General features: G+C 54.4%; 22 protein-coding genes, 3 tRNA genes and 2 pseudogenes. 14 read left to right on the forward strand and 13 right to left on the reverse strand.

Annotation, left to right across the window (positions count from 1 at the left end):
- Positions 1–123 precede the first annotated feature (123 nt).
- The 3 genes and pseudogenes from JT31_RS24225 to JT31_RS03190 all read right to left on the reverse strand — a co-directional run.
- Positions 124–348: pseudogene (locus tag JT31_RS24225) on the reverse strand (hypothetical protein); the annotation flags it as partial.
- A 145-nt stretch (positions 349–493) separates the two neighbouring features.
- Positions 494–1,616: pseudogene (locus JT31_RS03185) on the reverse strand (IS4 family transposase).
- Between the two features lie 114 nt (positions 1,617–1,730).
- Positions 1,731–2,075 (reverse strand): Grx4 family monothiol glutaredoxin, encoded by a 345-nt coding sequence (locus JT31_RS03190; RefSeq protein WP_008456474.1) that lies wholly within the window; start codon positions 2,073–2,075, stop codon positions 1,731–1,733.
- A 361-nt stretch (positions 2,076–2,436) separates the two neighbouring features.
- Between JT31_RS03190 and JT31_RS03195 the strand changes: the two genes are divergently transcribed.
- Both JT31_RS03195 and sodB read left to right on the forward strand, forming a co-directional pair.
- On the forward strand, positions 2,437–3,288 hold the full coding sequence (locus JT31_RS03195) for a C40 family peptidase (protein ID WP_038473219.1): 852 nt from the start codon (positions 2,437–2,439) through the stop codon (positions 3,286–3,288).
- Positions 3,289–3,446: 158 nt separating this feature from the next.
- Positions 3,447–4,028, forward strand: coding sequence for a superoxide dismutase [Fe] (sodB, locus tag JT31_RS03200; RefSeq protein ID WP_038473221.1), 582 nt, complete (start codon positions 3,447–3,449; stop codon positions 4,026–4,028).
- 55 nt (positions 4,029–4,083) lie between these two features.
- Here the strand turns inward: sodB and JT31_RS23645 are convergent, their stop codons facing one another.
- A complete protein-coding gene (locus tag JT31_RS23645; protein ID WP_008456477.1) occupies positions 4,084–4,173 on the reverse strand; it encodes a YnhF family membrane protein in 90 nt (29 codons plus the stop codon).
- 292 nt (positions 4,174–4,465) lie between these two features.
- Here JT31_RS23645 and purR point away from each other — a divergent pair, with 292 nt between their 5' ends.
- Complete coding sequence (gene purR, locus JT31_RS03210) at positions 4,466–5,491, forward strand: HTH-type transcriptional repressor PurR (RefSeq protein WP_038473223.1); 1,026 nt, start codon at positions 4,466–4,468, stop codon at positions 5,489–5,491.
- Here the strand turns inward: purR and punR are convergent.
- Positions 5,488–6,426 (reverse strand): DNA-binding transcriptional activator PunR, encoded by a 939-nt coding sequence (punR, locus tag JT31_RS03215; protein ID WP_038473225.1) that lies wholly within the window; start codon positions 6,424–6,426, stop codon positions 5,488–5,490. The two genes, purR and punR, sit on opposite strands and share 4 nt — an antisense overlap.
- A gap of 115 nt (positions 6,427–6,541) precedes the next feature.
- On the opposite strand from punR, the gene punC reads away from it, so the two are divergent.
- The 3 genes from punC (at position 6,542) to JT31_RS03230 (ending at position 10,808) form a co-directional block, all read left to right on the forward strand.
- Positions 6,542–7,744 carry a purine nucleoside transporter PunC gene (gene punC / locus JT31_RS03220; RefSeq protein WP_038473228.1) on the forward strand — a complete coding sequence of 401 codons (1,203 nt, stop codon included), beginning with the start codon at positions 6,542–6,544 and terminating at the stop codon, positions 7,742–7,744.
- A 297-nt stretch (positions 7,745–8,041) separates the two neighbouring features.
- Complete coding sequence (gene cfa, locus JT31_RS03225; RefSeq protein ID WP_038473231.1) at positions 8,042–9,190, forward strand: cyclopropane fatty acyl phospholipid synthase; 1,149 nt, start codon at positions 8,042–8,044, stop codon at positions 9,188–9,190.
- A gap of 226 nt (positions 9,191–9,416) precedes the next feature.
- Positions 9,417–10,808 (forward strand): glycoside hydrolase family 1 protein, encoded by a 1,392-nt coding sequence (locus JT31_RS03230; RefSeq protein WP_038473234.1) that lies wholly within the window; start codon positions 9,417–9,419, stop codon positions 10,806–10,808.
- 49 nt (positions 10,809–10,857) lie between these two features.
- On the opposite strand, the gene JT31_RS03235 is transcribed toward JT31_RS03230, so the two are convergent.
- A complete protein-coding gene (locus JT31_RS03235) occupies positions 10,858–11,502 on the reverse strand; it encodes a riboflavin synthase (RefSeq protein WP_038473236.1) in 645 nt (214 codons plus the stop codon).
- Positions 11,503–11,739: 237 nt separating this feature from the next.
- Between JT31_RS03235 and mdtK the strand changes: the two genes are divergently transcribed.
- The 4 genes from mdtK to JT31_RS23655 all read left to right on the forward strand — a co-directional run bounded on the left by mdtK (position 11,740) and on the right by JT31_RS23655 (position 13,776).
- On the forward strand, positions 11,740–13,113 hold the full coding sequence (gene mdtK / locus JT31_RS03240) for an MdtK family multidrug efflux MATE transporter (RefSeq protein WP_038473238.1): 1,374 nt from the start codon (positions 11,740–11,742) through the stop codon (positions 13,111–13,113).
- Between the two features lie 154 nt (positions 13,114–13,267).
- Positions 13,268–13,344: transfer RNA gene (locus JT31_RS03245), tRNA-Val, on the forward strand.
- 16 nt (positions 13,345–13,360) lie between these two features.
- Positions 13,361–13,437, forward strand: a tRNA-Val gene (locus tag JT31_RS03250).
- A 198-nt stretch (positions 13,438–13,635) separates the two neighbouring features.
- Positions 13,636–13,776, forward strand: a complete 141-nt coding sequence (locus tag JT31_RS23655; protein ID WP_144244023.1) for a hypothetical protein — start codon at positions 13,636–13,638, stop codon at positions 13,774–13,776.
- A gap of 35 nt (positions 13,777–13,811) precedes the next feature.
- On the opposite strand, the gene JT31_RS03255 is transcribed toward JT31_RS23655, so the two are convergent.
- Positions 13,812–14,210, reverse strand: a complete 399-nt coding sequence (locus JT31_RS03255; RefSeq protein ID WP_038473241.1) for a RidA family protein — start codon at positions 14,208–14,210, stop codon at positions 13,812–13,814.
- A 64-nt stretch (positions 14,211–14,274) separates the two neighbouring features.
- Complete coding sequence (locus JT31_RS03260) at positions 14,275–15,207, reverse strand: alpha/beta hydrolase (RefSeq protein WP_038473243.1); 933 nt, start codon at positions 15,205–15,207, stop codon at positions 14,275–14,277.
- Positions 15,208–15,279: 72 nt separating this feature from the next.
- Here JT31_RS03260 and JT31_RS03265 point away from each other — a divergent pair, with 72 nt between their 5' ends.
- The 4 genes from JT31_RS03265 (at position 15,280) to JT31_RS03280 (ending at position 18,863) form a co-directional block, all read left to right on the forward strand.
- Positions 15,280–16,206, forward strand: a complete 927-nt coding sequence (locus tag JT31_RS03265; RefSeq protein ID WP_052048960.1) for a LysR family transcriptional regulator — start codon at positions 15,280–15,282, stop codon at positions 16,204–16,206.
- Positions 16,207–16,457: 251 nt separating this feature from the next.
- Positions 16,458–16,534: transfer RNA gene (locus tag JT31_RS03270), tRNA-Val, on the forward strand.
- Positions 16,535–16,905: 371 nt separating this feature from the next.
- A complete protein-coding gene (gene pykF, locus JT31_RS03275) occupies positions 16,906–18,318 on the forward strand; it encodes a pyruvate kinase PykF (RefSeq protein WP_038473246.1) in 1,413 nt (470 codons plus the stop codon).
- Between the two features lie 308 nt (positions 18,319–18,626).
- Positions 18,627–18,863, forward strand: a complete 237-nt coding sequence (locus tag JT31_RS03280; protein WP_008456504.1) for a major outer membrane lipoprotein — start codon at positions 18,627–18,629, stop codon at positions 18,861–18,863.
- Positions 18,864–18,930: 67 nt separating this feature from the next.
- Here the strand turns inward: JT31_RS03280 and ldtE are convergent, their stop codons facing one another.
- The 5 genes from ldtE to sufC form a co-directional block, all read right to left on the reverse strand.
- Positions 18,931–19,929 carry a L,D-transpeptidase LdtE gene (gene ldtE / locus JT31_RS03285; protein WP_038473249.1) on the reverse strand — a complete coding sequence of 333 codons (999 nt, stop codon included), beginning with the start codon at positions 19,927–19,929 and terminating at the stop codon, positions 18,931–18,933.
- A gap of 109 nt (positions 19,930–20,038) precedes the next feature.
- Positions 20,039–20,455 carry a cysteine desulfuration protein SufE gene (sufE, locus tag JT31_RS03290; protein ID WP_038473252.1) on the reverse strand — a complete coding sequence of 139 codons (417 nt, stop codon included), beginning with the start codon at positions 20,453–20,455 and terminating at the stop codon, positions 20,039–20,041.
- A gap of 11 nt (positions 20,456–20,466) precedes the next feature.
- On the reverse strand, positions 20,467–21,687 hold the full coding sequence (sufS, locus tag JT31_RS03295; protein ID WP_038473255.1) for a cysteine desulfurase SufS: 1,221 nt from the start codon (positions 21,685–21,687) through the stop codon (positions 20,467–20,469).
- The gene (gene sufD, locus JT31_RS03300; RefSeq protein WP_038473257.1) at positions 21,684–22,964 is read right to left on the reverse strand and encodes a Fe-S cluster assembly protein SufD; all 1,281 of its coding nucleotides are present in this window, start codon (positions 22,962–22,964) and stop codon (positions 21,684–21,686) included. Before sufD ends, sufS begins: the two co-directional genes overlap by 4 nt.
- Positions 22,939–23,685 (reverse strand): Fe-S cluster assembly ATPase SufC, encoded by a 747-nt coding sequence (sufC, locus tag JT31_RS03305; protein ID WP_038473260.1) that lies wholly within the window; start codon positions 23,683–23,685, stop codon positions 22,939–22,941. The genes sufD and sufC overlap by 26 nt, the downstream gene beginning before the upstream one ends.

Consider the following 23,685-nt stretch of genomic DNA (forward strand, 5'->3'; position numbering starts at 1 on the left):
AGTGTTTTCCGGCACCACTTTCTGGTTGCGCCAGAAGCGGGTCTCTTCGGCGTCGTTGCGCACGCGGAGCACGTTGCCCACCGGGTCGTACCCGTAGCGCAGGTCCTGCAGCACCCTTGCCCCGGCGGTACAGATGTTGCTGACGGCAATAAACGGCCGGCCGGCGGCGTGCAGACGCGGGTCGGCGCTCTGGGTCAGGAAGCCGCGGGCGTCGTACCGGTGGCGGGCGATGCGCTCCCGAGTAACGTTCGGGGTATCCGGATGGCGGTGGTACGCGATATCGCGCACGCTCAGGCCGCGGTTGTCGAGGACCGTGGCCGAAGGGGTGTGGCTGAAAACAGACATCATCGGGAACTCCTTTAAGAGCTACGGGGATATTATTCTCCCTGAGCCCGGGCGGTCACGCAGGGTAAAGCGTTACCCGGGATAAATATGCGTCGCCAGGGGGCATTCCGGGCATGGCAAAAAAGGGAGGGTGGAGGGTTAATGCCGGTCACTTAATATGACCGACATTGTTTTTTAAGGGATGTTTTGACCTTTTCTCCCTCACTTCTCTCACATACTCCCGCTCCTGTCTCGAGGGCAGTTTCAGCATCGCTGCATTGCTGTAAAAGTGTTTCAGATGACCCGGGATCGCTCCCGGAGATGACCACGGCAGTCCGATTAATAAACGTAATAACTTCGCGATACCCCAACTCGATTTCCCAGCGATGCTTATAAAGCTCCGCCATGCTGGCGGCCGGGATAACGCATCGCATCGGTCATTGACGTCAGCACCTGCCGCTCCACGCCATTGACCCTGCGACGGATTAGCCGCCCGGTCAGTTCTTCCGGCAGACCTTCCCACTGTTTTCTGGCCTGTGGCGTGGTTTTCAGTCGTATCAGCTCGTCCTGTTTGCCGAGTTTACGGCCGACTTCGTACTGCGTGTTTTTTTTCAGCGGCGTTAACCAGTGGCGATTTTCGCCCGCACTATGCCAGGGCTGCAACAGCCCCAAAGAGTAAAACCCCTTATCGAACAGCGTAATACTGTTATCCGGAGCGCTTTCTGCCAGTTGCGCCGCCAGGCGCATTTCGTTTATGTCATAGCGGCCTGACACACTCGCGCGCAGCAGGTGACTGCTGAGCTCCATCAGACAGACCATGCGAACCTGCGGATATCCGCGATCACCATGCTGGTTGGAGGCCTTGCCGAAAGCCTCTGCATTTTCAGGCGTGTCCTGCGTATGCCAGACCACGCCGTCGACGGCATTGAGTGTCAGCCCGTGCCAGAGAGGATGTATTGCTTCTTTATGCCAGTGTCACTGAGTGATATCAAACAGCGCCCGGATGGCATCCTCACCCAACTTTTTTCTGCGGGTGCGGTGAAGGAACGTCCGGTACGGTCAACAATATCCAGCAGATTAACGATATGACTCATGGGTATATTGTTGAAGATGGCCATATCGATAACCAGCCAGACCATGGACTCAAGAGGGAGTTTCCGCTAGCGCAGGGTGACGGTATCAGTGAAGGTAAAAGCCTGCTGGATGAGGTCGGGGGAAGGCAGGTCAGCGAGGCTCTGAACCTCGTCGGGTGCAGTAAGATTGATAATGCCGAGAGCGTGTAAAAGTTCCATTTAAAAAGGGTCCATGATGAACATGAACCCTTTTTACACCAGCCACCGGATCGGTCAACCAATCCTTAAACGATCGGCCTTAGCCTCCGGGCCGCTTTTTAGTGCCTGACGAGATTACTCTGCGCCTGGCTCTTCAGATTTATGTTTTTCTGCGGTTTCTTTGATCAGCGCCTGCAATTCGCCGCGCTGGTACATCTCGATGATGATGTCGCAGCCGCCGACCAGCTCACCGTCCACCCACAGCTGTGGGAACGTTGGCCAGTTAGCGTATTTAGGCAGCTCGGCGCGGATGTCCGGGTTCTGCAGAATATCCACGTAGGCGAAGCGCTCGCCGCAGGCAGACAGTGCCTGAACGGCCTGAGCGGAGAAGCCGCAGCTCGGCAGCTTCGGGGAGCCTTTCATATACAGAAGAATTGGGTTCTCAGCGATCTGGCGTTGAATTTTTTCAATAGTGCTCATTGTCTTGCTTCCTCAAACCTTGATACGGCAATAGCCTGTCATTGTAGCCAGTTGCACCCCGGCCAGAAAACACCATTTTTAGCAGGGTTTTTCTGAACTGCCGGGGCATGCAAACATGCTTTAAGAATAACACTTTTACGGTGCTCGAAAATGAGCAATTTGCCTCATCCGCGATCAATAAAACAGCCGATAACGCCCGGTAATGATTAATTTTCTAGCTATAGCTTCCACTTTTGACCGTTAAATAGTATTTGCCTATTAACATTATCGGCTTTTATGCATTAGAATCGTCGGGTTTCGCAAAAATCATACGCAGGCATGATGGTTAGCATCTTGCCTTCATTTATCAGGGGATTGACGAGTGGCGCGGATAAATAAAATCTCTATCACGCTATGTGCTCTGCTATTTGCTTTGCCCTATACACCTTTGACGCAGGCGTCCGAGCACGTCCGCCACCCTGTTGCACAGAAAAGCCACACGGCGAAAACAACTTCCGGTAAAAGCAACAAGGGCAAAGAGAAAACAAAGGCCAAACAAAAAAGCAGCACAGCCTCCACAAAGAAGTCCGGTAAAAAAGACGCATCGCCGGTAAAAGCCAAAGTTGCAAAACGCAGCGCCTCAGGCAAAAGCACCACCCTCGCTAAAACCAGCAGCAAAAAAACCTCTCAGAAAATAGCCGTACAGCCAGCCGCAGCCACCCTTGCCTACACTGAAAAATGCACCCATCGTAAAGGGCATAAAAAGCAGTGCGTGAAGGTGAAGTCTGAAAAGAATCTGACCATCGCTCAGGCGCATAAGGTGAGAGTGCAGAAAGCGCAAAAAACGGCCATGAATAAGCTGATGGGGCAAATTGGCAAACCATACCGCTGGGGTGGCACTTCTCCCCGCACGGGCTTCGACTGCAGCGGGCTAATTTATTACGCTTATAAAGATTTGGTGAACATCCGTATTCCACGCACCGCCAACGAAATGTATCACCTACGTGATGCCTCTTCCGTTGACCGCGGCGAACTGGAAAGCGGCGACCTGGTCTTCTTCCGTACTCAGGGCCGCGGCACGGCTGACCACGTTGGCGTTTACGTCGGCAACGGTAAATTTATTCAGTCTCCTCGCAGCGGCCGCGATATCCAAATTACTTCTTTGAGCGAAGATTACTGGCAGCGCCATTATGTGGGTGCCCGCCGGGTCATGACGCCAAAAACCATTCGTTAATCTTATCCGCATCAAACTGATTTAAACGTTAACAGCCCGGCAACGGGCTGTTTTATTTTGTTGTTTCATTTCGCTTTTTCGCACTCCCGTAATTTGTTAACCTTATATCCACACAAAATGTAGTTATATTGTGAAGCAAAATAACAAGGAGTGAAGCAATGTCGTTCGAACTACCCGCCCTGCCCTATGCCAAAGATGCGCTGGCCCCGCATATCTCGGCCGAAACCCTCGAGTACCATTACGGCAAGCATCATCAGACCTACGTCACTAACCTGAACAACCTCGTCAAAGGCAGCCCGTTTGAAGGGAAATCGCTGGAAGAGATCGTGCAAGAGTCTGACGGCGGTATTTTCAATAATGCCGCTCAGGTCTGGAACCATACGTTCTATTGGCACTGCCTGGCGCCAAACGCCGGGGGAGAGCCTGACGGGGAAGTGTTGGCCGCCATCAATAACGCGTTTGGCAGCGTGGAAGCATTTAAAAAACAGTTCACCGAAGCGGCTATCAAAAACTTCGGCTCCGGCTGGACCTGGCTTGTGAAGAACAGCGACGGTAGCCTGGCTATCGTCTCGACCTCTAACGCAGGAACTCCGCTCACAACCGGGGCAAAACCGCTGTTGACAGTGGACGTCTGGGAACACGCTTACTACATCGACTACCGCAACGCGCGCCCGGTTTATCTGGACCAATTCTGGGCGCTGGTTAACTGGAACTTTGTTGCGCAAAACCTGGCAGGCTGATTTTCAGTGATGTTTTGACCTGTATTAAGGGCCGCTTTTTGCGGCCCTTATTAAATCAGTGCAGTACGGCGGTTAACGCCCCGGCAACAATCAGACTCAGTACGATAACCGTAGTCACTACGGAAAACTTCAGATCGGTACTCATCGTAAGCTCCTTTTATTTCCCTACAAAGCGTAAGTGGGATGATTTTCCCACAATTAACGATAAAAATCCTGCTGGTTTTGCACAGATATCGGTTTTCCCTCTTCCACTTTGCCCCGGGATAAGCCAAAATCCTTCGCTAATTTACCGCGTATCGCCCGGCAACGCCCTCCTCCCGCTGTATGTCGCATCCCCGACAGGCCTGCAACCAACGTGTTGCCCCAGGAGTTAGCGAAGGCAAACGTTTAACACATGAGTTATCAGGAGTTTACGATATGGTCTGGAGTGACATCTAATGGCAACCATTAAGGACGTAGCGAAGCGCGCAAACGTTTCCACTACCACTGTGTCACATGTCATTAACAAGACCCGTTTTGTGGCGGAAGAGACGCGCAACGCCGTCTGGGCAGCTATCAAAGAGCTGCACTATTCGCCGAGCGCCGTGGCGCGCAGCCTGAAGGTCAACCACACCAAATCGATTGGCCTGCTCGCGACCTCCAGCGAAGCGCCCTATTTTGCTGAAATTATCGAGTCGGTTGAGAACAGCTGCTTCGCCAAAGGCTACACCCTGATCCTCGGCAACGCGCACAACAACTTTGAGAAGCAGCAAGCCTACCTGTCGATGATGGCGCAAAAACGCGTCGATGGCCTGCTGGTCATGTGCTCCGAATATCCACAGACCCTGCTCTCTACGCTGGAAGAGTACCGTCATATTCCTATGGTGGTGATGGACTGGGGCGAAGCCCGCGCCGATTTTACCGACTCCGTGGTCGATAACGCCTTCCACGGCGGTTATCTCGCAGGCCGTTACCTGATTGAGCGCGGACACCGCGACATCGGCGCGATCCCGGGCCAGCTGGAGCGTAACACCGGCGGTGGTCGTCACGCTGGCTTCCTGAAAGCGCTTGAAGAAGCCAATATCAAAGTGCCGGAAAATTGGGTGGTTCAGGGCGACTTCGAGCCGGAATCTGGCTATCGCGCCATGCAGCAGCTGCTTAATCAACCACATCGTCCTACTGCGGTCTTCTGCGGCGGCGATATTATGGCAATGGGTGCGATTTGCGCAGCGGATGAGATGGGGCTGCGCGTGCCGCAGGATATCTCGATTATCGGCTACGATAACGTGCGCAACGCCCGCTATTTCTCTCCGGCGCTGACCACTATCCATCAGCCAAAAGAACGCCTCGGTGAAACGGCCTTTAACATGCTGCTCGACCGCATTATCAACAAACGGGAAGAGTCGCAGACCATAGAAGTCCATCCGCGCCTCATCGAACGCCGCTCGGTGGCCGACGGCCCGTTCCGCGATTACCGCCGCTAAGCCTCTTCAGGAGCCCGGGATTCAGTCCCTGGCTCCTGGAGCCATTCCTGATTCATCGTCTCACTGTCCCCTAAATAGTCCAGCAGCCAGCTCAACGCAGGCGAGGCGTCATCCTGCCGCCACGTCAGGCAACAGGCCGCATCCGGGAACGGGTTCTCCAGCCTCAACTCTTTCCAGTCGCCACGTTCGAGCCACGGTTTCGCAATGTGCGTGGGCACCATGCCAATGCATAATCCTGCCGTCAGGCAATCGGCGCCCGACGCCCAGTCCGGCACCACCACGCGGCGCTGGTTGTCCAGAAGCCAGGTAATGCGCTTGGGCAACGAGCGGGACGTGTCCTCCAGCACCAGCGACGGCCAGGGCCGAATTTCATCATCAAGGATGATCTCCTCGTGTTGCGCAAGCGGATGATCGGCCGCCACCACGCAGCGCCAGCTCAGTGCGCCCATGTCCCGAAACGCGTAGCGCCCTCCGACGGGGATCGCCTGCGTTGCGCCTATCGCCGCCTCAACGCGCCCGTCCGCCAGCGCATCCCACACGCCGTTGAAAACCTCCTGAAACACCCTCAGCTCGATGTCCGGGAAATGACGATAAAAATCGAGCACTAGCTGGCGAGTACGCTCCGGCTTCACGATATTATCTACCGCGATGGAGAGATGCCCGCGCCAGCCGTTGGCTATCTGCTGGCACTGCTGGCGCGTTGCCATCATTTTTTTGATAACAGAACGCCCTTCTTTAAGAAAGAAAGCCCCAGCGGCGGTCAGCTCAACGTCCCGATGACGTCGTTCAAACAGCGGTACGGCCAGCCACTCTTCAAGTTGGCGCACGGTATAGCTGATGGCAGAAGGCACACGATGCAACTCCTGCGCTGCCCCGCTGAAACTACCGTTGCGCGCCACGGCATCCACGACTTCGAGAGAATATTCAGACCACATGTTTTTTGCCTGCAAAAAATTTGAATGCAACGCGCAAATATTAGCGTTTCACAAGCGGTTTTGCACTCCGTAGACTCCTGCCCCGTTAACCTGCTATCAAAATCAAGAGTGAAATATGCAACCATCAAAGGGATTTCTTATCTGGCTGGCTGGCCTGAGCGTACTCGGCTTTCTCGCCACAGACATGTACCTGCCCGCCTTTGCGGCCATTCAGCAAGACCTGGGGACTAACGCCTCGGCGGTGAGCGCCAGCCTGAGCCTGTTCCTGGCGGGCTTTGCCTTTGCCCAGCTTGTCTGGGGGCCGCTTTCCGATCGTTTCGGGCGTAAACCCGTGCTGCTGATTGGCCTGGCGATGTTTGCCGTCGGCTGCATCGGGATGCTTTGGGTGCGGGATGCAACGTCGCTTCTGGTCCTGCGTTTTATCCAGGCCGTGGGCGTTTGTTCCGCCGCGGTCAGCTGGCAGGCGCTGGTAACCGACTATTACCCGGCCAACCGTGCAGGCCGTATCTTTGCCACGATTATGCCGCTGGTAGGGCTTTCTCCGGCGCTGGCACCGCTGCTGGGAAGCTGGCTGCTGAACCATTTTGAATGGCAGGCCATTTTTGCCGTACTGTTTGCCATCGCTTTGCTGCTGATGATCCCTACGCTACGCCTCAAGCCTCGTACTCAGCACCACGAGCAAACCGCAGACAACAAGGTCAGCTTCTTCTCTTTATTACGCTCTCGTATTTACGGCGGTAACGTGCTGATTTACGCCGCCTGCTCCGCCAGCTTCTTCGCCTGGCTGACCGGCTCGCCGTTTATCCTGAATGAGATGGGCTACGGCCCGGCAGCGATTGGCCTGAGCTATATGCCGCAGACGGTCGCTTTCCTGGTGGGCGGCTATGGCTGCCGCAGCGCGCTGCAAAAATGGAACGGCAAGCAACTGCTGCCGTGGCTGCTAGCGCTTTATGCCCTGAGCGTTGTGGCGACGTGGGGCGTGGCGGTCAGCGGCTATGCTGACCTGACGCTGTTGCTGATCCCGTTCTGCATCATGGCTGCGGCAAACGGTGCCATCTACCCGATCGTTGTCGCCTCTGCGCTGCTGCCGTTCCCGCAGGCAACCGGGAAAGCAGCAGCGCTGCAAAACACCCTTCAGCTTGGGCTTTGCTTCCTCGCAAGCCTGATGGTTTCCTGGCTGGTGACGACCCCGCTTATCACCACCACCAGCGTGATGCTGGCGACTATCCTGCTTGCCGCGCTGGGGTATGCCCTGCAGAAAACGGCCGGTCGTGAGGCTGAAAGCGAGACTCGCCGTGAGTTTTCTAACGCACAGTAACAGCAGCGATAATGTGAATATTGTGTGATTAGCTTGCTAACAATATTCCGTTGAACCCTCAATAAAACGGGCTTATAGTAATGGCGGTTCTGCTATAAGCCTTATCAATTTTATTTTTGCGGAAGCCGGAGCGCTTCCGTTTTTCCATGGATGGCCTTTCAGTAAGGGAGAATCCTTCCTTTCTCTGTTCTACGTCGGATATCAGGCACGCGGATTTTTCCGTGAGAGTTCTCACAAGCCGTGAATAGCGTCTACGCTGTTTTAAGGTTCTGATCACAACAAGGTGATGGAGAAGCTATGAGTTCATCGTGTATAGAAGAAGTGAGCGTACGAGATAACGAATGGTATCGTATCGCAAATGAAATGCTGAGTCGGGCAGGTATTACGCTCAACGGCTCAAACCCTTTCGATATTCAGGTTAAAAACCCGGATTTTTTTAAACGCGTTCTGCAGGAAGGTTCCCTCGGCCTTGGCGAAAGCTATATGGACGGCTGGTGGGAATGCGAACGGCTGGATATCTTTTTCACCAAAGTCCTGCGCGCCGGGCTGGAAAATCAACTGCCCCATCATTTCAAAGATACCCTGCGTATCGCGGCGGCAAGGCTGGTTAACCTGCAGTCGAAGAAACGCGCCTGGATAGTCGGCAAAGAACATTACGATCTCGGCAACGACCTGTTCAACCGAATGCTCGACAAGCACATGCAGTATTCCTGCGGCTACTGGAAAGAAGCCACCAATCTCAGCGAAGCGCAGGACGCCAAGCTCAAAATGATCTGCGAAAAACTTCAGCTTAAACCCGGCATGAAGCTGCTGGACATCGGCTGCGGTTGGGGCGGTCTTGCCGAGTATGCCGCACGAAACTACGACGTTTCAGTCTTCGGCGTCACCATCTCTGCGGAACAACAAAAAATGGCGCAGGCGCGCTGCAAAGGCCTGGATGTGACCATCCTTCTGCAGGATTACCGCGACCTGAATGAGCAATTTGACCGCATTGTCTCCGTCGGGATGTTTGAGCACGTTGGGCCAAAAAATTATGCCACCTACTTTGAGGTTGCCGACCGCAATCTCAAACCAGACGGTATTTTCCTGCTGCACACGATAGGTTCTAAAAAGACCGACAACAACGTCGATCCGTGGATTAATAAGTACATTTTCCCTAACGGTTGCCTGCCTTCTGTGCGTCAGATTGCCGACGCCAGCGAGCCGCATTTTGTGATGGAAGACTGGCACAACTTCGGCGCCGACTATGACAAAACGCTGATGGCCTGGCACGAACGTTTTCTCGCCAGCTGGCCGGAAATCGCCGATAACTACTCTGAACGCTTTAAAAGGATGTTTAGCTACTACCTGAACGCCTGCGCCGGTGCTTTCCGGGCACGCGATATCCAACTTTGGCAGGTAGTCTTCAGCCGCGGCATCGAGCACGGTCTGCGCGTTCCTCGCTAAAACCAGCCCGGCGTTTGCCGGGTTTTTTCATTTTCAATTGTCTCTCCTTGCGCACCAATGTGATTAGCCTCACAGGTTTAGGCCTGTCTGAGCGTGGCGGCTTGATCTGCTTAACAGATATCGTTTCCTGCCATAGAAACCGGTTTCATCAATCACAGACAATCACGACATTGACCGAATAAATGATTGCCTGTCGGAGATGACAGGCCTGACCGTGAGGATAACGATGAAATACGCATTTCCTGAGCATTTCTGGTGGGGCAGCGCCGCTTCCGGCCCACAAACCGAAGGTGAAGCGCTGAATTTTGGCAAGTCTGAAACCATCTGGGATCGATGGTTCGCCGAGCAGCCGAACCGTTTCCACCACGGCGTCGGGCCGCAAAATACCTCCACGTTCTATCAGCGCTGGAAGCAGGACATCGCCCTGCTGAAAAAGCTCAACCATAATACCTTCCGCACCTCGATTTCCTGGGCTCGCCTGATCCCGGACGGCACCGGCGAAGTCAACCCGCTGGCGGTGGAGTTCTACAATAAGGTGATAGACGAGCTGCTAGCCCAGGGCATTAAGCCGTTTATTAACCTGTACCATTTTGATATGCCAATGGTGATGCAGGAAAAAGGTGGCTGGGAAAGCCGTGAAGTGGTTGACGCTTATGCCGCCTACGCCAATACCTGCTTTGAACTGTTCGGCGACCGCGTGAAACACTGGTTTACCTTTAATGAGCCGGTTGTGCCGGTTGAATGCGGCTACCTCTATGACTACCACTATCCTAACGTGGTGGATTTCAACCGCGCGGTAACCGTGGCCTACCACACCATGATTGCCCATGCGAAAGCGGTTAAGGCTTACCACGCGCGTAATGACGACGGCCAGATTGGCATCATTCTTAACTTAACGCCTTCTTACCCGCGCTCGCAGAACCCTGCAGACGTGAAGGCGGCAAACCTGGCTGACCTGATGTTCAACCGCAGCTTCCTCGACCCGGCGCTGCGTGGCGAATACCCTGCAGAGCTTATTGCCTTCCTGAAAGAGCACGATAAGCTGCCGGCCTGCCAGCCGGAAGATAAAGCCCTGCTTGCCGCAGGCGTCGTAGACCTGCTCGGCATTAACTACTACCAGCCGCGCCGCATTAAATGCCGCGACACGCTGGTTAACCCGGAGAGTCCGTTTATGCCGGAGTGGTTCTTTGAGTCCTATGAGATGCCTGGGCGCAAAATGAACCCTTATCGCGGCTGGGAGATTTACGAGCGTGGGATCTACGATATCCTGACCAATCTGCGCGAAAACTACGGCAACCCGGCCTGCTATATTTCAGAAAATGGCATGGGCGTGGAAAACGAGCAGCGCTTTATCAAGGCCGGGCAGATAGACGATGATTACCGCATCGATTTCGTCCGCGACCATCTGAAGTGGCTGCATAAAGGCATCAGCGAGGGCAGCAACTGTCTTGGCTACCATATGTGGACCTTTATTGATAACTGGTCCTGGTGCAACGCCTACAAAAACCGCTATGGATTTGTCTCGCTGGATCTCAATACCCAGCAGCGTACCATCAAGAAAAGCGGCGAATGGTTTATGAAAACCGCCGCAGAAAACGGGTTTAACGAGCAGGACTAACAAACAAAAACGGGGCCAAATGGCCCCGTTTTGTTATGGCTTGAAACGTTTATTCGCCGGCAGGAATTGCCGCCACCAGCGCCGCCTCGCGGCTGGCCAACACGCGCTCAACGGTGTCGACAATCGCCTGGGTCTGCGGGTCGATTTCAATGTTCACGCGCTGCCCCAGCTTTTTAGCGCCGAGAGTAGTACGCTCCAGCGTTTCTGGGATCAGGTGTACACAAAAACGCGTTGCGGTCACCTCGCCCACCGTCAGGCTAATACCGTCGATGCCCACGTATCCTTTATAAAGGATGTATTTCATCAGGGCTTTATCCTGAATCTTAAACCAGATTTGGCGGTTATTTTCTGAGGTCAGAATTTTAGAAATTTCTGCCGTGGTCATAATATGGCCCGACATTAAATGGCCGCCGATTTCATCGTTAAATTTGGCCGCACGCTCTACGTTAACGCTGTCGCCCACGTTTAACTCACCGAGGTTGGTAATACGCAGCGTCTCTTTCATCAGGTCAAAGCTGACGTGATTCCCGTTAATTTCGGTCACCGTCAGGCAGCAGCCGTTGTGCGCTACCGAAGCACCGGTTTCAAGGTCTGGCAGCATTTCAGTTGGCATATCAATAACGTGGGTGCGGAAATTCGGTTTCTCATCGATGGAAACCAGGGTAGCCGTGCCCTGCACAATACCTGTAAACATCTAAAAACTCCTGGTAAATCACATGCGGTAACGCTACCGCCTTTAACAGACATTTTCGCACTTTAGCAGTTGGAAAATAAGCTTGCCAGCGCTCCTCGTGCTCACGCTATATTTTTGACTGGCGTATAAATAAACTCTCGCTACAATAGACTGGCTATCTCCCCTGTTCATCTTCTTGCTGCCTGTTTTGGCGGCTTTTTTAGTCTCTAATACATATAAAAATAATCAGGTGTAAATATGCAGAAGTACCTCACCGAAGCTCGCCAGCTCCTTGCCCTGGCGATACCTGTCATCATCGCGCAGGTCGCTCAAACCGCAATGGGATTCGTCGATACCGTCATGGCCGGTGGCTACAGCGCTACCGACATGGCGGCCGTTGCCATCGGCACCTCTATCTGGCTGCCCGCAATTCTCTTTGGCCACGGGCTGCTATTGGCCTTAACGCCAACCGTGGCGCAACTTAACGGCTCGGGCCGACGCGAGCGCATTGCACACCAGGTTCGCCAGGGATTCTGGCTGGCCGGCATGGTCTCCGTGCTGGTGATGGTGGTGCTCTGGAACGCGGGCTATATCATTCATGCCATGCACAACATCGATCCGGAACTGGCGGATAAAGCCGTACGTTACCTGCGCGCGCTGCTTTGGGGGGCACCGGGTTATCTGTTCTTCCAGGTAGGACGTAACCAGTGCGAAGGCCTGGCAAAAACCAAGCCTGGCATGGTGATGGGCTTTATTGGCCTGCTGGTGAACATTCCGGTTAACTATATCTTTATTTACGGCCATTTCGGCATGCCGGAATTGGGCGGCGTGGGCTGCGGTGTGGCAACGGCGGCGGTTTACTGGGTGATGTTCTTCAGCATGCTTTCCTATATCAAGAAAGCCCGCTCGATGCGCGACATTAAAAACCCGGACGATTTCAGTAAACCGGACTGGGCGGTGCTTAAACGTTTAAGCCAGCTTGGGCTGCCGATTGCGCTGGCGTTATTCTTCGAAGTGACGCTGTTCGCCGTCGTCGCCCTGCTTGTGTCTCCACTCGGCATTACCGACGTTGCCGGCCACCAGATTGCGCTTAACTTTAGCTCGCTGATGTTTGTGTTACCGCTTTCATTAGGCGCAGCGGTGACCATCCGGGTTGGCTTCCGCCTTGGCCAGGGCTCAACCCTGGACGCGCAGGTCGCCGCCCGCACCGGCGTTGGCGTGGCGATTTGCCTGGCGATGTGTACGGCGCTGTTTACCGTCACCTTCCGCGAGCACATCGCACTGCTTTATAACGACAACCCGGCGGTTGTGGCGCTGGCTGCGCACCTGATGCTGCTGGCGGCGATTTATCAAATCTCCGACTCGATTCAGGTTATCGGCAGCGGCGTGCTGCGCGGCTATAAAGATACGCGTTCGATCTTCTTTATCACCTTTATCGCCTATTGGGTGCTCGGTCTGCCGAGCGGCTATGTGCTGGCGCTTACCGACTGGGTGGTTGAACCGATGGGGCCGGCAGGGTTCTGGATTGGCTTTATTGTCGGCCTGACCTCCGCCGCTATTCTGATGATGCTGCGCATGCGCTGGCTGCAACGTCAGCCTTCCGTCACTATCCTGCAGCGTGCTGCACGTTAATTAAACAGAAGTGGCCGCGTCAGCGGCTACTTTCTCAACACTCTGCGCAGATGCTCGGCAATTGCGTGAAATCTGGAATAAAATTGCGAGTTTCCCCTTGCAAGCCCCGAGGTGTATCGCTAATATTCGTCCCCGCTGTCGCCAAGACAACAATGCGTTCATAGCTCAGTTGGTTAGAGCACCACCTTGACATGGTGGGGGTCGTTGGTTCGAGTCCAATTGAACGCACCATTTTCAGATATTCAGTGCGTCCGTAGCTCAGTTGGTTAGAGCACCACCTTGACATGGTGGGGGTCGGTGGTTCGAGTCCACTCGGACGCACCATATTTGCTAAAGCAGTTCCCTTCTGTATTCGCTTTTCTTCAACCTGATAAACTCCAAATTTCATTTTTACACGCAAGCCGTAGCGCATGAAAACGTCAATTTTAGCGTTTTGAGCGTCCGGCGGTGTTTTGGGATGCGAAAGCCCGAAAGGTTGCATATCATAAAGCGAGTTATTCACTAAACCACGACAGGTGACCTATGGAAATCGATCTCGATAATCTGGTTTTTTCCGGATTAGATGAAGCCGAAGCGCGCAACGCCGAGCGCCAGGAAGACGCAGACAAAAAAGCTCAGTCCGTAGTGGCCGATGACGACTGCGGCGACGCCTGCAAAATCTGATAAAAAGACCGGCTTACTCAGCCGGTTTTTTTATGCTACGCCAATCTTCTCACAGCAATACATTTCACTTCTACCAGCAGCCCCGGGCGAGCCAGTTCGGACACCCCGACGCAAGTCCAGGCACAGTGCCCTCTCGGGAATAGGGCATCTTTCACCTCCCGAAAAACATCCATATGTTCCTTCATGTCTACGTGGTAAGTCGTCATCTCCACGACATCCTCAAAGCTGCAGCCCGCTGCCTGCAGGACCAGACGCAGGTTTTCCCAACAGGCCATAAATTGCGCCCTTGGGTCAGTGATTACCTGTAAATCAGGCGAGCGCCCCACCTGACCCGCGCAATAAACCGTGTTGCCTACCACCACCGCGGGCGCATAACCCGCCCGCTCAGCAAGCACTTGCATGGACGGTGGCATAATAATTTCTCTGTCTGACACGACTTTCTCTCCCCATTATTCAAAGGCGCGCAATCCGCACGCCCGCAGATGAATCATTTTTATCTCACCCGATATTGCCCGGGTTTAGCGCATCTTCCAGGAATCTTATCGCGTTTCTCAGCGCCTGGTCTGCCTCCGGCAATATCCCGGCAAACAAATGCCAGACGTGAAACATTTCCGGCCAAACTTCCAGCGTGGTGCGAACCCGGCTTTCGCTCATGTGGGACGCAAGGCGAATGGCGTCGCTCAGCATCACCTCGTTTTCACCAACCTGTATCAGCGTGGGAGAAAGTCCTTGTACATCGGCAAAAACCGGAGAGGCGTCCGGATGTGTGGGCAGCTCTCCGGCAAGAAAACTTCGGGCCAGTTGGTTCAGGAAAGCTACGCTGCATAAAGGATCCAGCCCATCCCGAACCGTTGCAGATGCGCCGCTATGCGTTAAGTTAGCCCACGGCGAAATCGCCACGGCGGCGGCGGGTAATGCAAGGCCCGCATCGCGCGCTTTACGCATCAGCGTGACAACCATCGCGCCACCGGCAGAATCCCCCGAGATAGTCAGCGAGCGCGGATTTATACCCTGCTCAAGCAAGGTTCGGTAGGCCTGAAATACGTCATCAATTGGCGTCGGGAAAGGAAACTCAGGCGCCTGACGATAATCAACCGCAAACACTTTAGCCTTCAGGCCGCAAGCATAACGTCCGGTTAATCCCCGATAGGCTTCTACCCCACCGTGAACGTAGCCACCGCCATGAATGTAAAGCATCACCCGGCCATCAATGACCTCCGCAGGCGTGACCAACATTGTCCCAACGCCGCCCAGGCTGACGTGAGCAAAGGTTGCACCCTCCACGGCAGGGAACAATTTATCAAGCTGTTTCACATACTCAGCCCGAACCTCTTTCCAGTCGGTATCAGACTGGCCATACACCTTCTTCACAACCGGCCCGGCGGCTTTTATCCAGCCCTTAAGGGCTGCCTGGGCGTTATCAGGAAGCATTTATTTCTCCATTGTCTACTGTGATTAAACAAAAAAGATTATGCTCAATGATTTGACGAAAAGGGTTCACCAATGCCGATCCGCTCAGGCGCTAAAAACCATTCAGAACTCGATCTCGGCAGCCTGCGTGTTTTCGTGGCCATCGCGGAAAGCGGGAGCTTTGTCGCCGGAGGAAAAGCGCTGGGATTAACCCGTTCCGCCGCGGGTAAAGCGATTGCACGCCTCGAAGCACAGCTGGAAACACGACTATTTAACCGCACAACGCGAAGCGTCGCTCTGACCCGCGATGGCTACGGTTTTTATGAGCGCTGTGCGCAGATTTTGCAGGATATTGAAGAAGCAGAAGCCAGCATCCGGCAGAATTTTTCCAGCCCCAGCGGAGTGCTTCGGCTCAGCGTCCCGGAAACGTGGGGCAAAGTTGTGCTACTGCCCTTTCTGAAACACACCCTGGCGACGTGGCCCCGGCTGGATATTGAAGTCAACTTCACCGACCGCGTGGTGGACCTCGTCGCAGAGGGGTTCGATCTCAGCCTACGACTGGGCAATTTGCCGAAAGATTCGCAGCTTATTGCACGAACCGTGCAGCGCATTCGCCCTCATCTTTTTGCCTCTCCGGACTATCTGGCCAGCTCTGGCGTGCCGGGCGTGCCGGAAGATCTTCGCCTGCACCAGCGCCTGATTTACGGCCTGAGCCCGCAAACGGCTGACTGGACGCTGTTCACGGCCGGCAATGAAAACGTGGTGGTTGAAGGGCACAGCAGGATCCGCTTCGACAGTGGAGAAGCTATTTGCGCCGCCGCTGTTGCAGGCTTAGGCATCGCTTTTCTGCCTGCTTTTCTGGTGGCCCGGTATGTCGCAGAGGGCACTCTGGTGCCTGTGCTGCCAGAATCAGGCGGCGCGCCTCTGAGCATGAACGTGGTGTACCCTAATCGAAAACATCTGCCGGCCAAAGTCAGGCTGTTTATCGACAGCCTGGTGGAGCATCTAGCCACACGCTGACAGACAGAAAATGCGGCGCCCATAATGGTCCTCATGAGATTGTCCCCCGCGTTTGCCTGATACACGTTTTGGCGGCCGCGGCGCGAATAAAGCCAGCCAGAACAATAACTAAAAAGCTCAAACATTCATCAGACGGCAAAAACAGGGCTTGTCAACGCCCAAATCGCCAGTCATAATAATGTCACTTCCCGCTGTGGAAGTTAAAAAAGTAACAAACTCAATGACTTACTTTTTTATCAGTCATACCCAGTGCGTTCATAGCTCAGTTGGTTAGAGCACCACCTTGACATGGTGGGGGTCGTTGGTTCGAGTCCAATTGAACGCACCATTTCTTTTTCTTTTCATTACTTCCGAAACCCCACAAACATCTTGCAACGCCCCGATAACAACTCGCTGTAAAACTGTGCACTCCGTCGCTGAATCAGCGGTTTTGGTTCCTTTTCCACTCAACTTTATCTATACTACGCGCGTTCTTAACTTGAATGGTTTCAGCTCATTGGACTCCTTTTTTATACAACAACATTGTCTGACGCTTTCCCCGGCTGAACCACAAGCACACTTTCCTCTGCACGCTTTATTTCTGTCACCTATCCTTACCAGGTGCCACGTTCAACACCACAGTATTCTTTTAAGCTCCGGCAGCCCTGTCTTCCGGAACCGAGTTTTAACAATCCTCCTCAACTTATAGATAAGACTGTCATGAAAAAGACTAAAATCGTTTGCACCATCGGTCCAAAAACCGAATCTGAAGAGATGCTGACCAAAATGCTCGACGCGGGCATGAACGTAATGCGTCTGAACTTCTCCCACGGTGACTATGAAGAACACGGTCAGCGCATCAAAAACCTGCGCAATGTAGTCGCTAAAACCGGTAAAAAAGCCGCTATCCTGCTGGACACCAAAGGCCCAGAAATCCGTACCATCAAGCTGGAAGGCGGTAACGACGTTGCGCTGAAAGCCGGTCAAACCTTTACCTTCACCACCGACAAATCCGTAGTCGGTAACAGCGAAATCGTTGCGGTAACCTACGAAGGTTTCACCAACGATCTGTCCGTTGGCAACACCGTACTGGTCGATGATGGCCTGATTGGCATGGAAGTTACCGCCATCGAAGGTAACAAAGTAATTTGTAAAGTGCTGAACAACGGCGACCTGGGCGAGAACAAAGGCGTTAACCTGCCGGGCGTGTCCATCGCGCTGCCAGCGCTGGCTGAAAAAGACAAACAAGACCTGATCTTCGGCTGCGAGCAGGGCGTTGACTTCGTGGCTGCTTCCTTCATCCGTAAGCGTTCTGACGTGGTTGAAATTCGTGAGCACCTGAAGGCTCACGGCGGCGAGAAGATCCAGATCATCTCCAAAATTGAAAACCAGGAAGGCCTGAACAACTTCGACGAAATCCTCGAAGCGTCTGACGGCATCATGGTTGCTCGTGGCGACCTGGGCGTTGAAATCCCGGTTGAAGAAGTTATCTTCGCGCAGAAGATGATGATCGAGAAATGTGTTCGTGCACGTAAAGTGGTTATCACCGCGACCCAGATGCTCGACTCTATGATCAAAAACCCACGCCCTACCCGTGCGGAAGCCGGTGACGTTGCTAACGCCATCATCGACGGCACCGACGCAGTTATGCTGTCCGGTGAGTCTGCAAAAGGTAAATACCCGCTGGAAGCTGTGACCATCATGGCAACCATCTGCGAACGTACCGACCGCGTGATGAGCAGCCGTCTGGACAACAACAACGACAGCCGTAAACTGCGCATCACCGAAGCCGTTTGCCGTGGCGCTGTTGAAACCGCAGAGAAGCTGGAAGCGCCGCTGATCGTGGTTGCCACCCAGGGCGGTAAATCCGCGAAGGCCGTGCGTAAATACTTCCCTAACGCGACCATCCTGGCGCTGACCACCAACGAAGTGACCGCGCGTCAGCTGGTGCTGAGCAAAGGCGTTGTGACGCAGATGGTGAAAGAAATTGCCTCTACCGACGACTTCTATCGTATGGGTAAAGAAGTGGCGCTGGAAAGCGGCCTGGCTCGCAAAGGCGACATCGTGGTGATGGTTTCTGGCGCGCTGGTCCCAAGCGGCACCACCAACACCGCGTCGGTACATGTTCTGTAATTGACTTGTTAACAAGTTTAATTGCCAAAAAGCGCCTTCGGGCGCTTTTTTTATATCCGCAGCAAACAGATCTTAATAAAAAAGCAAATCGAATTTTACTATTTAAGCCTGCTTTTTATTAAGATGAATCCGATGAAACTCCCCTGTTTTCTCTGTTTTTTTTAACTTTCCGGCTCGGTTCGGTGCTTCTTTGAGCGAACGATCAAATTTAAGGGTATTCCCAACAAAAATTTATTCTCATCACAAAAAAGTTTGTGTAATACTTGTAACGCTACATGGAGATTAACTCAATCTAGAGGGTATTAATAATGAATCGTACTAAACTGGTACTGGGCGCGGTAATCCTGGCTTCTACTATGCTGGCAGGTTGTTCTTCTAACGCTAAAATCGATCAACTGTCTTCTGACGTTCAGACTCTGAACGCTAAAGTTGATCAGCTGAGCAACGACGTGAACGCAGTGCGTTCTGACGTTCAGGCTGCTAAAGACGACGCAGCTCGCGCTAACCAGCGTCTGGACAACCAGGCTCACTCTTACCGTAAGTAAGAGTCACTGGTATAAAATGGCGCACAATGTGCGCCATTTTTTTTGCCTGTCGTTTTACCTCTTATCGCTACTGCGTGGCGCTCGTCGCCTCTTCCGCATTCACCACCCCATTCTTAGCCGACTGCACGGCTGTCGCCGCCGCAGGCGTTTGCCCGGCTGACACAACCACCGGATAGCCTGCACGCCTGTACAGCGCCTTCTCCACTAAAGGTTTATCCACGCCGTCACCGCCACGGAATTCGCTAAAGCCGGCCGGCAGCACGTAAGGCATGGTTTGGGTATTCTGCTGCTCATCATGGGAAAGCGGCCGATGCACTTCGACATAGCGCACGCCGTTTGGCTCAACGGAGAATTTAACCGGATCGTTAATCACCCGTACCGGCGTCCCCGTTCTTGCCTGCTCGAACAGCGCCTTAATATCAGGCGCGTTCATCCTGATGCACCCTGAACTCACGCGCAGCCCAACGCTGTCCGGGGCACTGGTGCCGTGGATCAGATATTCCCCGTTACCATATGCCAGACGCATGGCAAAACGCCCCAGCGGGTTATTTGGCCCCGCGGGCACGACAGGCGGCAGCTTGATCCCTCTCTCCAGCGAACGTTGGCGAATACCCGCCGTCGGGGTCCAGGTTGGATTAGGGATTTTTTGCCCGATTTTCGTGGTCATCAGCGGCGTTTCCAGCCCCTGCAGGCCGATGCCAATCGGGTAAACCTGCACGATATTCTGGCCCGGCGGGAAGTAATAGAGTCGCAGTTCGGCCAGATTCACCACGATGCCTTCACGCGGGACATCGGGCAACAGAAGCTGACTGGGAATGGTCAGCACCGTGCCGGACCTGGGCACCGGCGCGATGGTGTTATTCGCCTCAAGCAGCAGCATCGCGCCGGTGTCAAAACGCCGGGCAATGGCCTGCAGGTTACGATCGCCTTCCTGGACGGTATAAGTCTGGTTTTGACCAATCAGGCGGCTGCCTTCTGGCGGTAAGGGATAATCAAGGGCTAAAGCGGGTTGAATGGCGCTAAGCGCGCCGATGATGGCGAGTGTGAGTAAAGACGCGTATTTCATACTTTTTATTCCTGTAGTCGCGCTGGCGGGCGCCAGCAGGCTGAAAACAAGCGAGGCGGAAAACCACCTCGCAAAACAGGACCATAGGTATGATTAAGTTTAGCTAAACTTAGCTGAGAGTGGAGGCTTTGTTGCGAATTGAGCGAATCATCGCTTCCAGCCCCTGGGAACGGGACGGCGTCAGGTGCTGAGCGAGCGCCATTTTTTCAAACCACGGTCGCACATCAAAGGCCACGATATCCTGCGGCGTCATCTGCTGATAGAGAATAAACACGATAGCGATAAGCCCCTTAACAATAGCGGCATCGCTGTCACCTTCCAGCATAATCACCCCGTCAGGCTGCTGGTGCATGACTATCCACACCTGACTCTGGCAGCCCTGAATAATGTTCTCCGGCTTGTGCTGGTCCGCCGCCAGTTCCGGCAGGCGGCTACCCAGTTCAATAATGTAGAGATACTTCTCTTCCCAGTTCGCACAGCGGCTGAAGTTTTTTAGCAGTTTTTCTTTATCCGGCAGCGTGGCCATGACCGTCTCCGTTATCCTAACAGGCTGTGGATACGCTGCAGGCCAGCGACCAGGCGATCCACTTCTTGCTCGGTATTGTACATGGCAAAAGCGGCACGGCACATGGCAGGCACGTTGTAAAACGCCATCAACGGCATCGCGCAATGGTGACCGGTACGCACCGCAATGCCGTAGTTGTCGAGAAAGCTGCCGACGTCATAGGCATGGTGTTTACCGAGATTGAATGCGAGCACGCCACGGCGTTCGTCAGGGCCATAAACGACCAGGTCAGGAACGGCCTTGAGCGCGTTTTGAGCGTAGCGCATTAACGAGCGCTCATACTCGCCAATCGCCTCCATACCGAGCCCCTCAACGTAGCTCAGCGCGGCACCCAGCCCGATGATACCGGCCGTGTTTGGCGTACCCGCTTCAAAGCGCCACGGCGCTGCGGCGTAGGTTGTGCCTTCGGTCAGGCTGACCGTGGCAATCATCGAACCCCCGCCTTCCCACGGCGGCATATCCTGCAGAATGCTCTCCCTGACATAGAGCACGCCGATGCCGGTCGGCCCATAAATTTTGTGCCCGGAGAAGAGATAAAAATCACAGTCCAGCGCCGCCACGTCGGTCACGTGGTGCATTACGGCCTGCGCGCCGTCCACCAGCACTTTAACGCCAGCCTGATGAGCCGTGGCTATCATCTCTTTGACCGGATTCTCGGTGCCAAGCACGTTAGAAACGTGCGTAATGGCCAATAGCTTTGTGCGCTCGTCGATAAGCGTCGGGAAAACCTCAAGCTGCAGCGTACCGTCCTGGTTCAGCGGGATAACGCGCAGATCCGCGCCGGTACGTTCACACAGCATCTGCCACGGCACGATGTTAGCGTGATGCTCCATGGCGCTAATGATGATGTTATCCCCAGCCTGCACGTTGGCGTTGCCCCAGCTGTTGGCCACGAGGTTTATCCCCTCTGTGGTGCCACGGACAAAGACAATTTCTTCCGGTTTAGCAGCGTTGATGAACCGTGCCGTCTGGCTACGCACGTTTTCCATCAGCGTGGTAGCTTCTGCACTCAGCGTGTGAATGCCGCGATGCACCGCAGCGTAGCCGTTGCGGTAAAACTCAAGCTCGGCGTCAATCACCGCCTGTGGTTTCTGCGCGCTGGCAGCGCTGTCGAGGTAGGCCAGCGGCTGCCCGTTGACCTCGCGGCTCAGGATAGGGAAATCCGCCCTGACCTGCTCAATTGAAAAACTCATGCCTTGCCCCCTGCAAAGCGCCGGGCGATACGCGCCAGCACCTGCTGTTTTAAGGCCTCGTCGCGAATACTTTCGGTAAGCTCTGCGGCAAAGGCGAAGATAATCATCTGCTGCGCGGCCCGTTCGCTAATACCGCGCGAGCGCAGGTAGAACATCTGCTCGTCGTCAATACGCCCAATGGTCGCACCGTGGCTGCACTTCACGTCATCGGCGTAGATTTCCAGCTGCGGCTTGGTGTCCACTTCCGCAAGACGGCCAAGCAGCAGGTTGTTGTTGGTCATCTGTCCGTCGGTTTTAATCGCGTGCTGGGCCACTTTGATCATGCCGTTAAACACCGCGCGGCCTTTATCACGCACGATAGTTTTATGCAGCTGACGGCTGTTGCAATAACCCTTGTTGTGCTCAAGCCAGGTTCGGGTATCGCACACTTCGTTATTCACCGGCAGCGCAAGGCTGTTGATGTGCAGCTGGTTGTTCTCGCCGTTAAGCTGCGTGCTGGTGTTGTGCCGCAGTACCGCCGCCCCCAACAAGAAGCTGTTACTGTGAACCGTCGAGTCCTGCTCAATCAGCAGATCGTTGTGGGCAAAGTGGTAGCTGGCCGCATTTTCAAACGCCAGTTTATAGTGGTTGAGCTGCGCGTTGGCGGCCACTTCGACGGTAAATCGCGAGCCGGTAAAATGTGCCGCATCGTCAAGGCTGACAAAGTGCTCTATCACCGTGGCCTGAGCACCCTGCTCAAGCACCAGATGGTGACGATAATGCGCCGTCGCCATCTCCTGCCCTGCGCTACCGCGAGTAACGTGCATCAGCAGCAGCGTTTTCGCAGGTTGGGTGTTACGCGCCACGCGGATATGCGTCACCGTCTCCGCCAGGCTTTCCGTAAGATGCAGGAAAACTTCACCCTGTACCGGCGCCGGCAGCGTTTGCCTGTCATCGTCGATGCTAATCGCAAAGCCGCTGTCTGCCGCGTTATCGCTCAGCTCAGCGCTGAAATGCCCGTCAACAAACACCAGCCGCAGCGCATCTACCGGCAAAGCCAGGTCATCACGCTGCTGCGCGCTCAATGGCGACTGTGGCGCGAGCACAAACTGGTTGTTCAGCAGGCCGTCGAGCGGCGTGTATTTCCAGTTTTCATGCTTGCGCGTCGGCAGCCCCAGACGCAGCAGCTGCTGCATATGCTGCTGGGCTACCTGCGAGCGCCCGGTCCCCTGTGCCTCAAACAGATGATGCCACTGCTGGAGGGCGTTGCCGTTACTGCTGTTCGGTAAGCCAGCCATAACCCTGCTCCTCCAGTTGTTTCACCAGGCTGAAATCGCCAGATTTAACGATGCGCCCCTGATACAGCACGTGAACAAAGTCAGGCTTGATGTAGTCCAGAATGCGCTGGTAGTGGGTGACCACGATGAATGAGCGTTTGCCGTCGCGCAGCGAGTTAACGCCCTCGGCGACAATCTTCAGGGCATCGATGTCCAGCCCGGAGTCGGTTTCATCGAGAATGCACAGCTCCGGCTCCAGCACCGCCATCTGCAGAATATCGTTACGCTTCTTCTCCCCGCCGGAGAAGCCGACGTTCACCGAGCGGGTGAGCAAATCTTCCGGCATTTGCAGCAGCTTGATTTTCTCTTCCATCAAATCCTGGAAGTCGAAACGGTCCAGCGACTCCAGGCCACGGTATTCACGCACCGCATTCAGAGCGGTTTGCAGGAAGAACTGGTTGCTGACGCCGGGAATTTCCACCGGATACTGGAAGGCCATAAAGATGCCTTCACCGGAACGGTCTTCCGGCGACAGCTCCAGCAAATCTTTGCCCTTGAACTGAACCGAGCCGCCGGTCACCTCGTAGTCTTCACGCCCGGCAAGCGTGGCGGACAGGGTACTTTTGCCGGAGCCGTTCGGCCCCATGATGGCGTGGACTTCGCCAGGCTTCACTTCGAGGTTTAAGCCACGCAGGATCTCTTTGTCCTCAACGCTGACCTGTAAATCTTTAATGCTTAACAT

Source organism: Cedecea neteri (assembly GCF_000757825.1).
Taxonomy (GTDB): domain Bacteria; phylum Pseudomonadota; class Gammaproteobacteria; order Enterobacterales; family Enterobacteriaceae; genus Cedecea; species Cedecea selenatireducens.

What these genes read in the sequence shown, in the direction of transcription:
- purR (WP_038473223.1), top strand. Translation starts at nt 4,466, where the DNA reads ATGGCAACCATTAAGGACGTAGCGAAGCGCGCAAACGTTTCCACTACC.
- JT31_RS03235 (WP_038473236.1), bottom strand. Translation starts at nt 11,502, where the DNA reads ATGTTTACAGGTATTGTGCAGGGCACGGCTACCCTGGTTTCCATCGAT.
- sodB (WP_038473221.1), top strand. Translation starts at nt 3,447, where the DNA reads ATGTCGTTCGAACTACCCGCCCTGCCCTATGCCAAAGATGCGCTGGCC.
- punC (WP_038473228.1), top strand. Translation starts at nt 6,542, where the DNA reads ATGCAACCATCAAAGGGATTTCTTATCTGGCTGGCTGGCCTGAGCGTA.
- sufE (WP_038473252.1), bottom strand. Translation starts at nt 20,455, where the DNA reads ATGGCCACGCTGCCGGATAAAGAAAAACTGCTAAAAAACTTCAGCCGC.
- JT31_RS03265 (WP_052048960.1), top strand. Translation starts at nt 15,280, where the DNA reads ATGCCGATCCGCTCAGGCGCTAAAAACCATTCAGAACTCGATCTCGGC.
- sufD (WP_038473257.1), bottom strand. Translation starts at nt 22,964, where the DNA reads ATGGCTGGCTTACCGAACAGCAGTAACGGCAACGCCCTCCAGCAGTGG.
- JT31_RS23655 (WP_144244023.1), top strand. Translation starts at nt 13,636, where the DNA reads ATGGAAATCGATCTCGATAATCTGGTTTTTTCCGGATTAGATGAAGCC.
- JT31_RS03280 (WP_008456504.1), top strand. Translation starts at nt 18,627, where the DNA reads ATGAATCGTACTAAACTGGTACTGGGCGCGGTAATCCTGGCTTCTACT.
- pykF (WP_038473246.1), top strand. Translation starts at nt 16,906, where the DNA reads ATGAAAAAGACTAAAATCGTTTGCACCATCGGTCCAAAAACCGAATCT.
- punR (WP_038473225.1), bottom strand. Translation starts at nt 6,426, where the DNA reads ATGTGGTCTGAATATTCTCTCGAAGTCGTGGATGCCGTGGCGCGCAAC.
- JT31_RS03230 (WP_038473234.1), top strand. Translation starts at nt 9,417, where the DNA reads ATGAAATACGCATTTCCTGAGCATTTCTGGTGGGGCAGCGCCGCTTCC.
- sufC (WP_038473260.1), bottom strand. Translation starts at nt 23,685, where the DNA reads ATGTTAAGCATTAAAGATTTACAGGTCAGCGTTGAGGACAAAGAGATC.
- JT31_RS03260 (WP_038473243.1), bottom strand. Translation starts at nt 15,207, where the DNA reads ATGCTTCCTGATAACGCCCAGGCAGCCCTTAAGGGCTGGATAAAAGCC.
- ldtE (WP_038473249.1), bottom strand. Translation starts at nt 19,929, where the DNA reads ATGAAATACGCGTCTTTACTCACACTCGCCATCATCGGCGCGCTTAGC.
- JT31_RS03190 (WP_008456474.1), bottom strand. Translation starts at nt 2,075, where the DNA reads ATGAGCACTATTGAAAAAATTCAACGCCAGATCGCTGAGAACCCAATT.
- sufS (WP_038473255.1), bottom strand. Translation starts at nt 21,687, where the DNA reads ATGAGTTTTTCAATTGAGCAGGTCAGGGCGGATTTCCCTATCCTGAGC.
- JT31_RS23645 (WP_008456477.1), bottom strand. Translation starts at nt 4,173, where the DNA reads ATGAGTACCGATCTGAAGTTTTCCGTAGTGACTACGGTTATCGTACTG.
- mdtK (WP_038473238.1), top strand. Translation starts at nt 11,740, where the DNA reads ATGCAGAAGTACCTCACCGAAGCTCGCCAGCTCCTTGCCCTGGCGATA.
- cfa (WP_038473231.1), top strand. Translation starts at nt 8,042, where the DNA reads ATGAGTTCATCGTGTATAGAAGAAGTGAGCGTACGAGATAACGAATGG.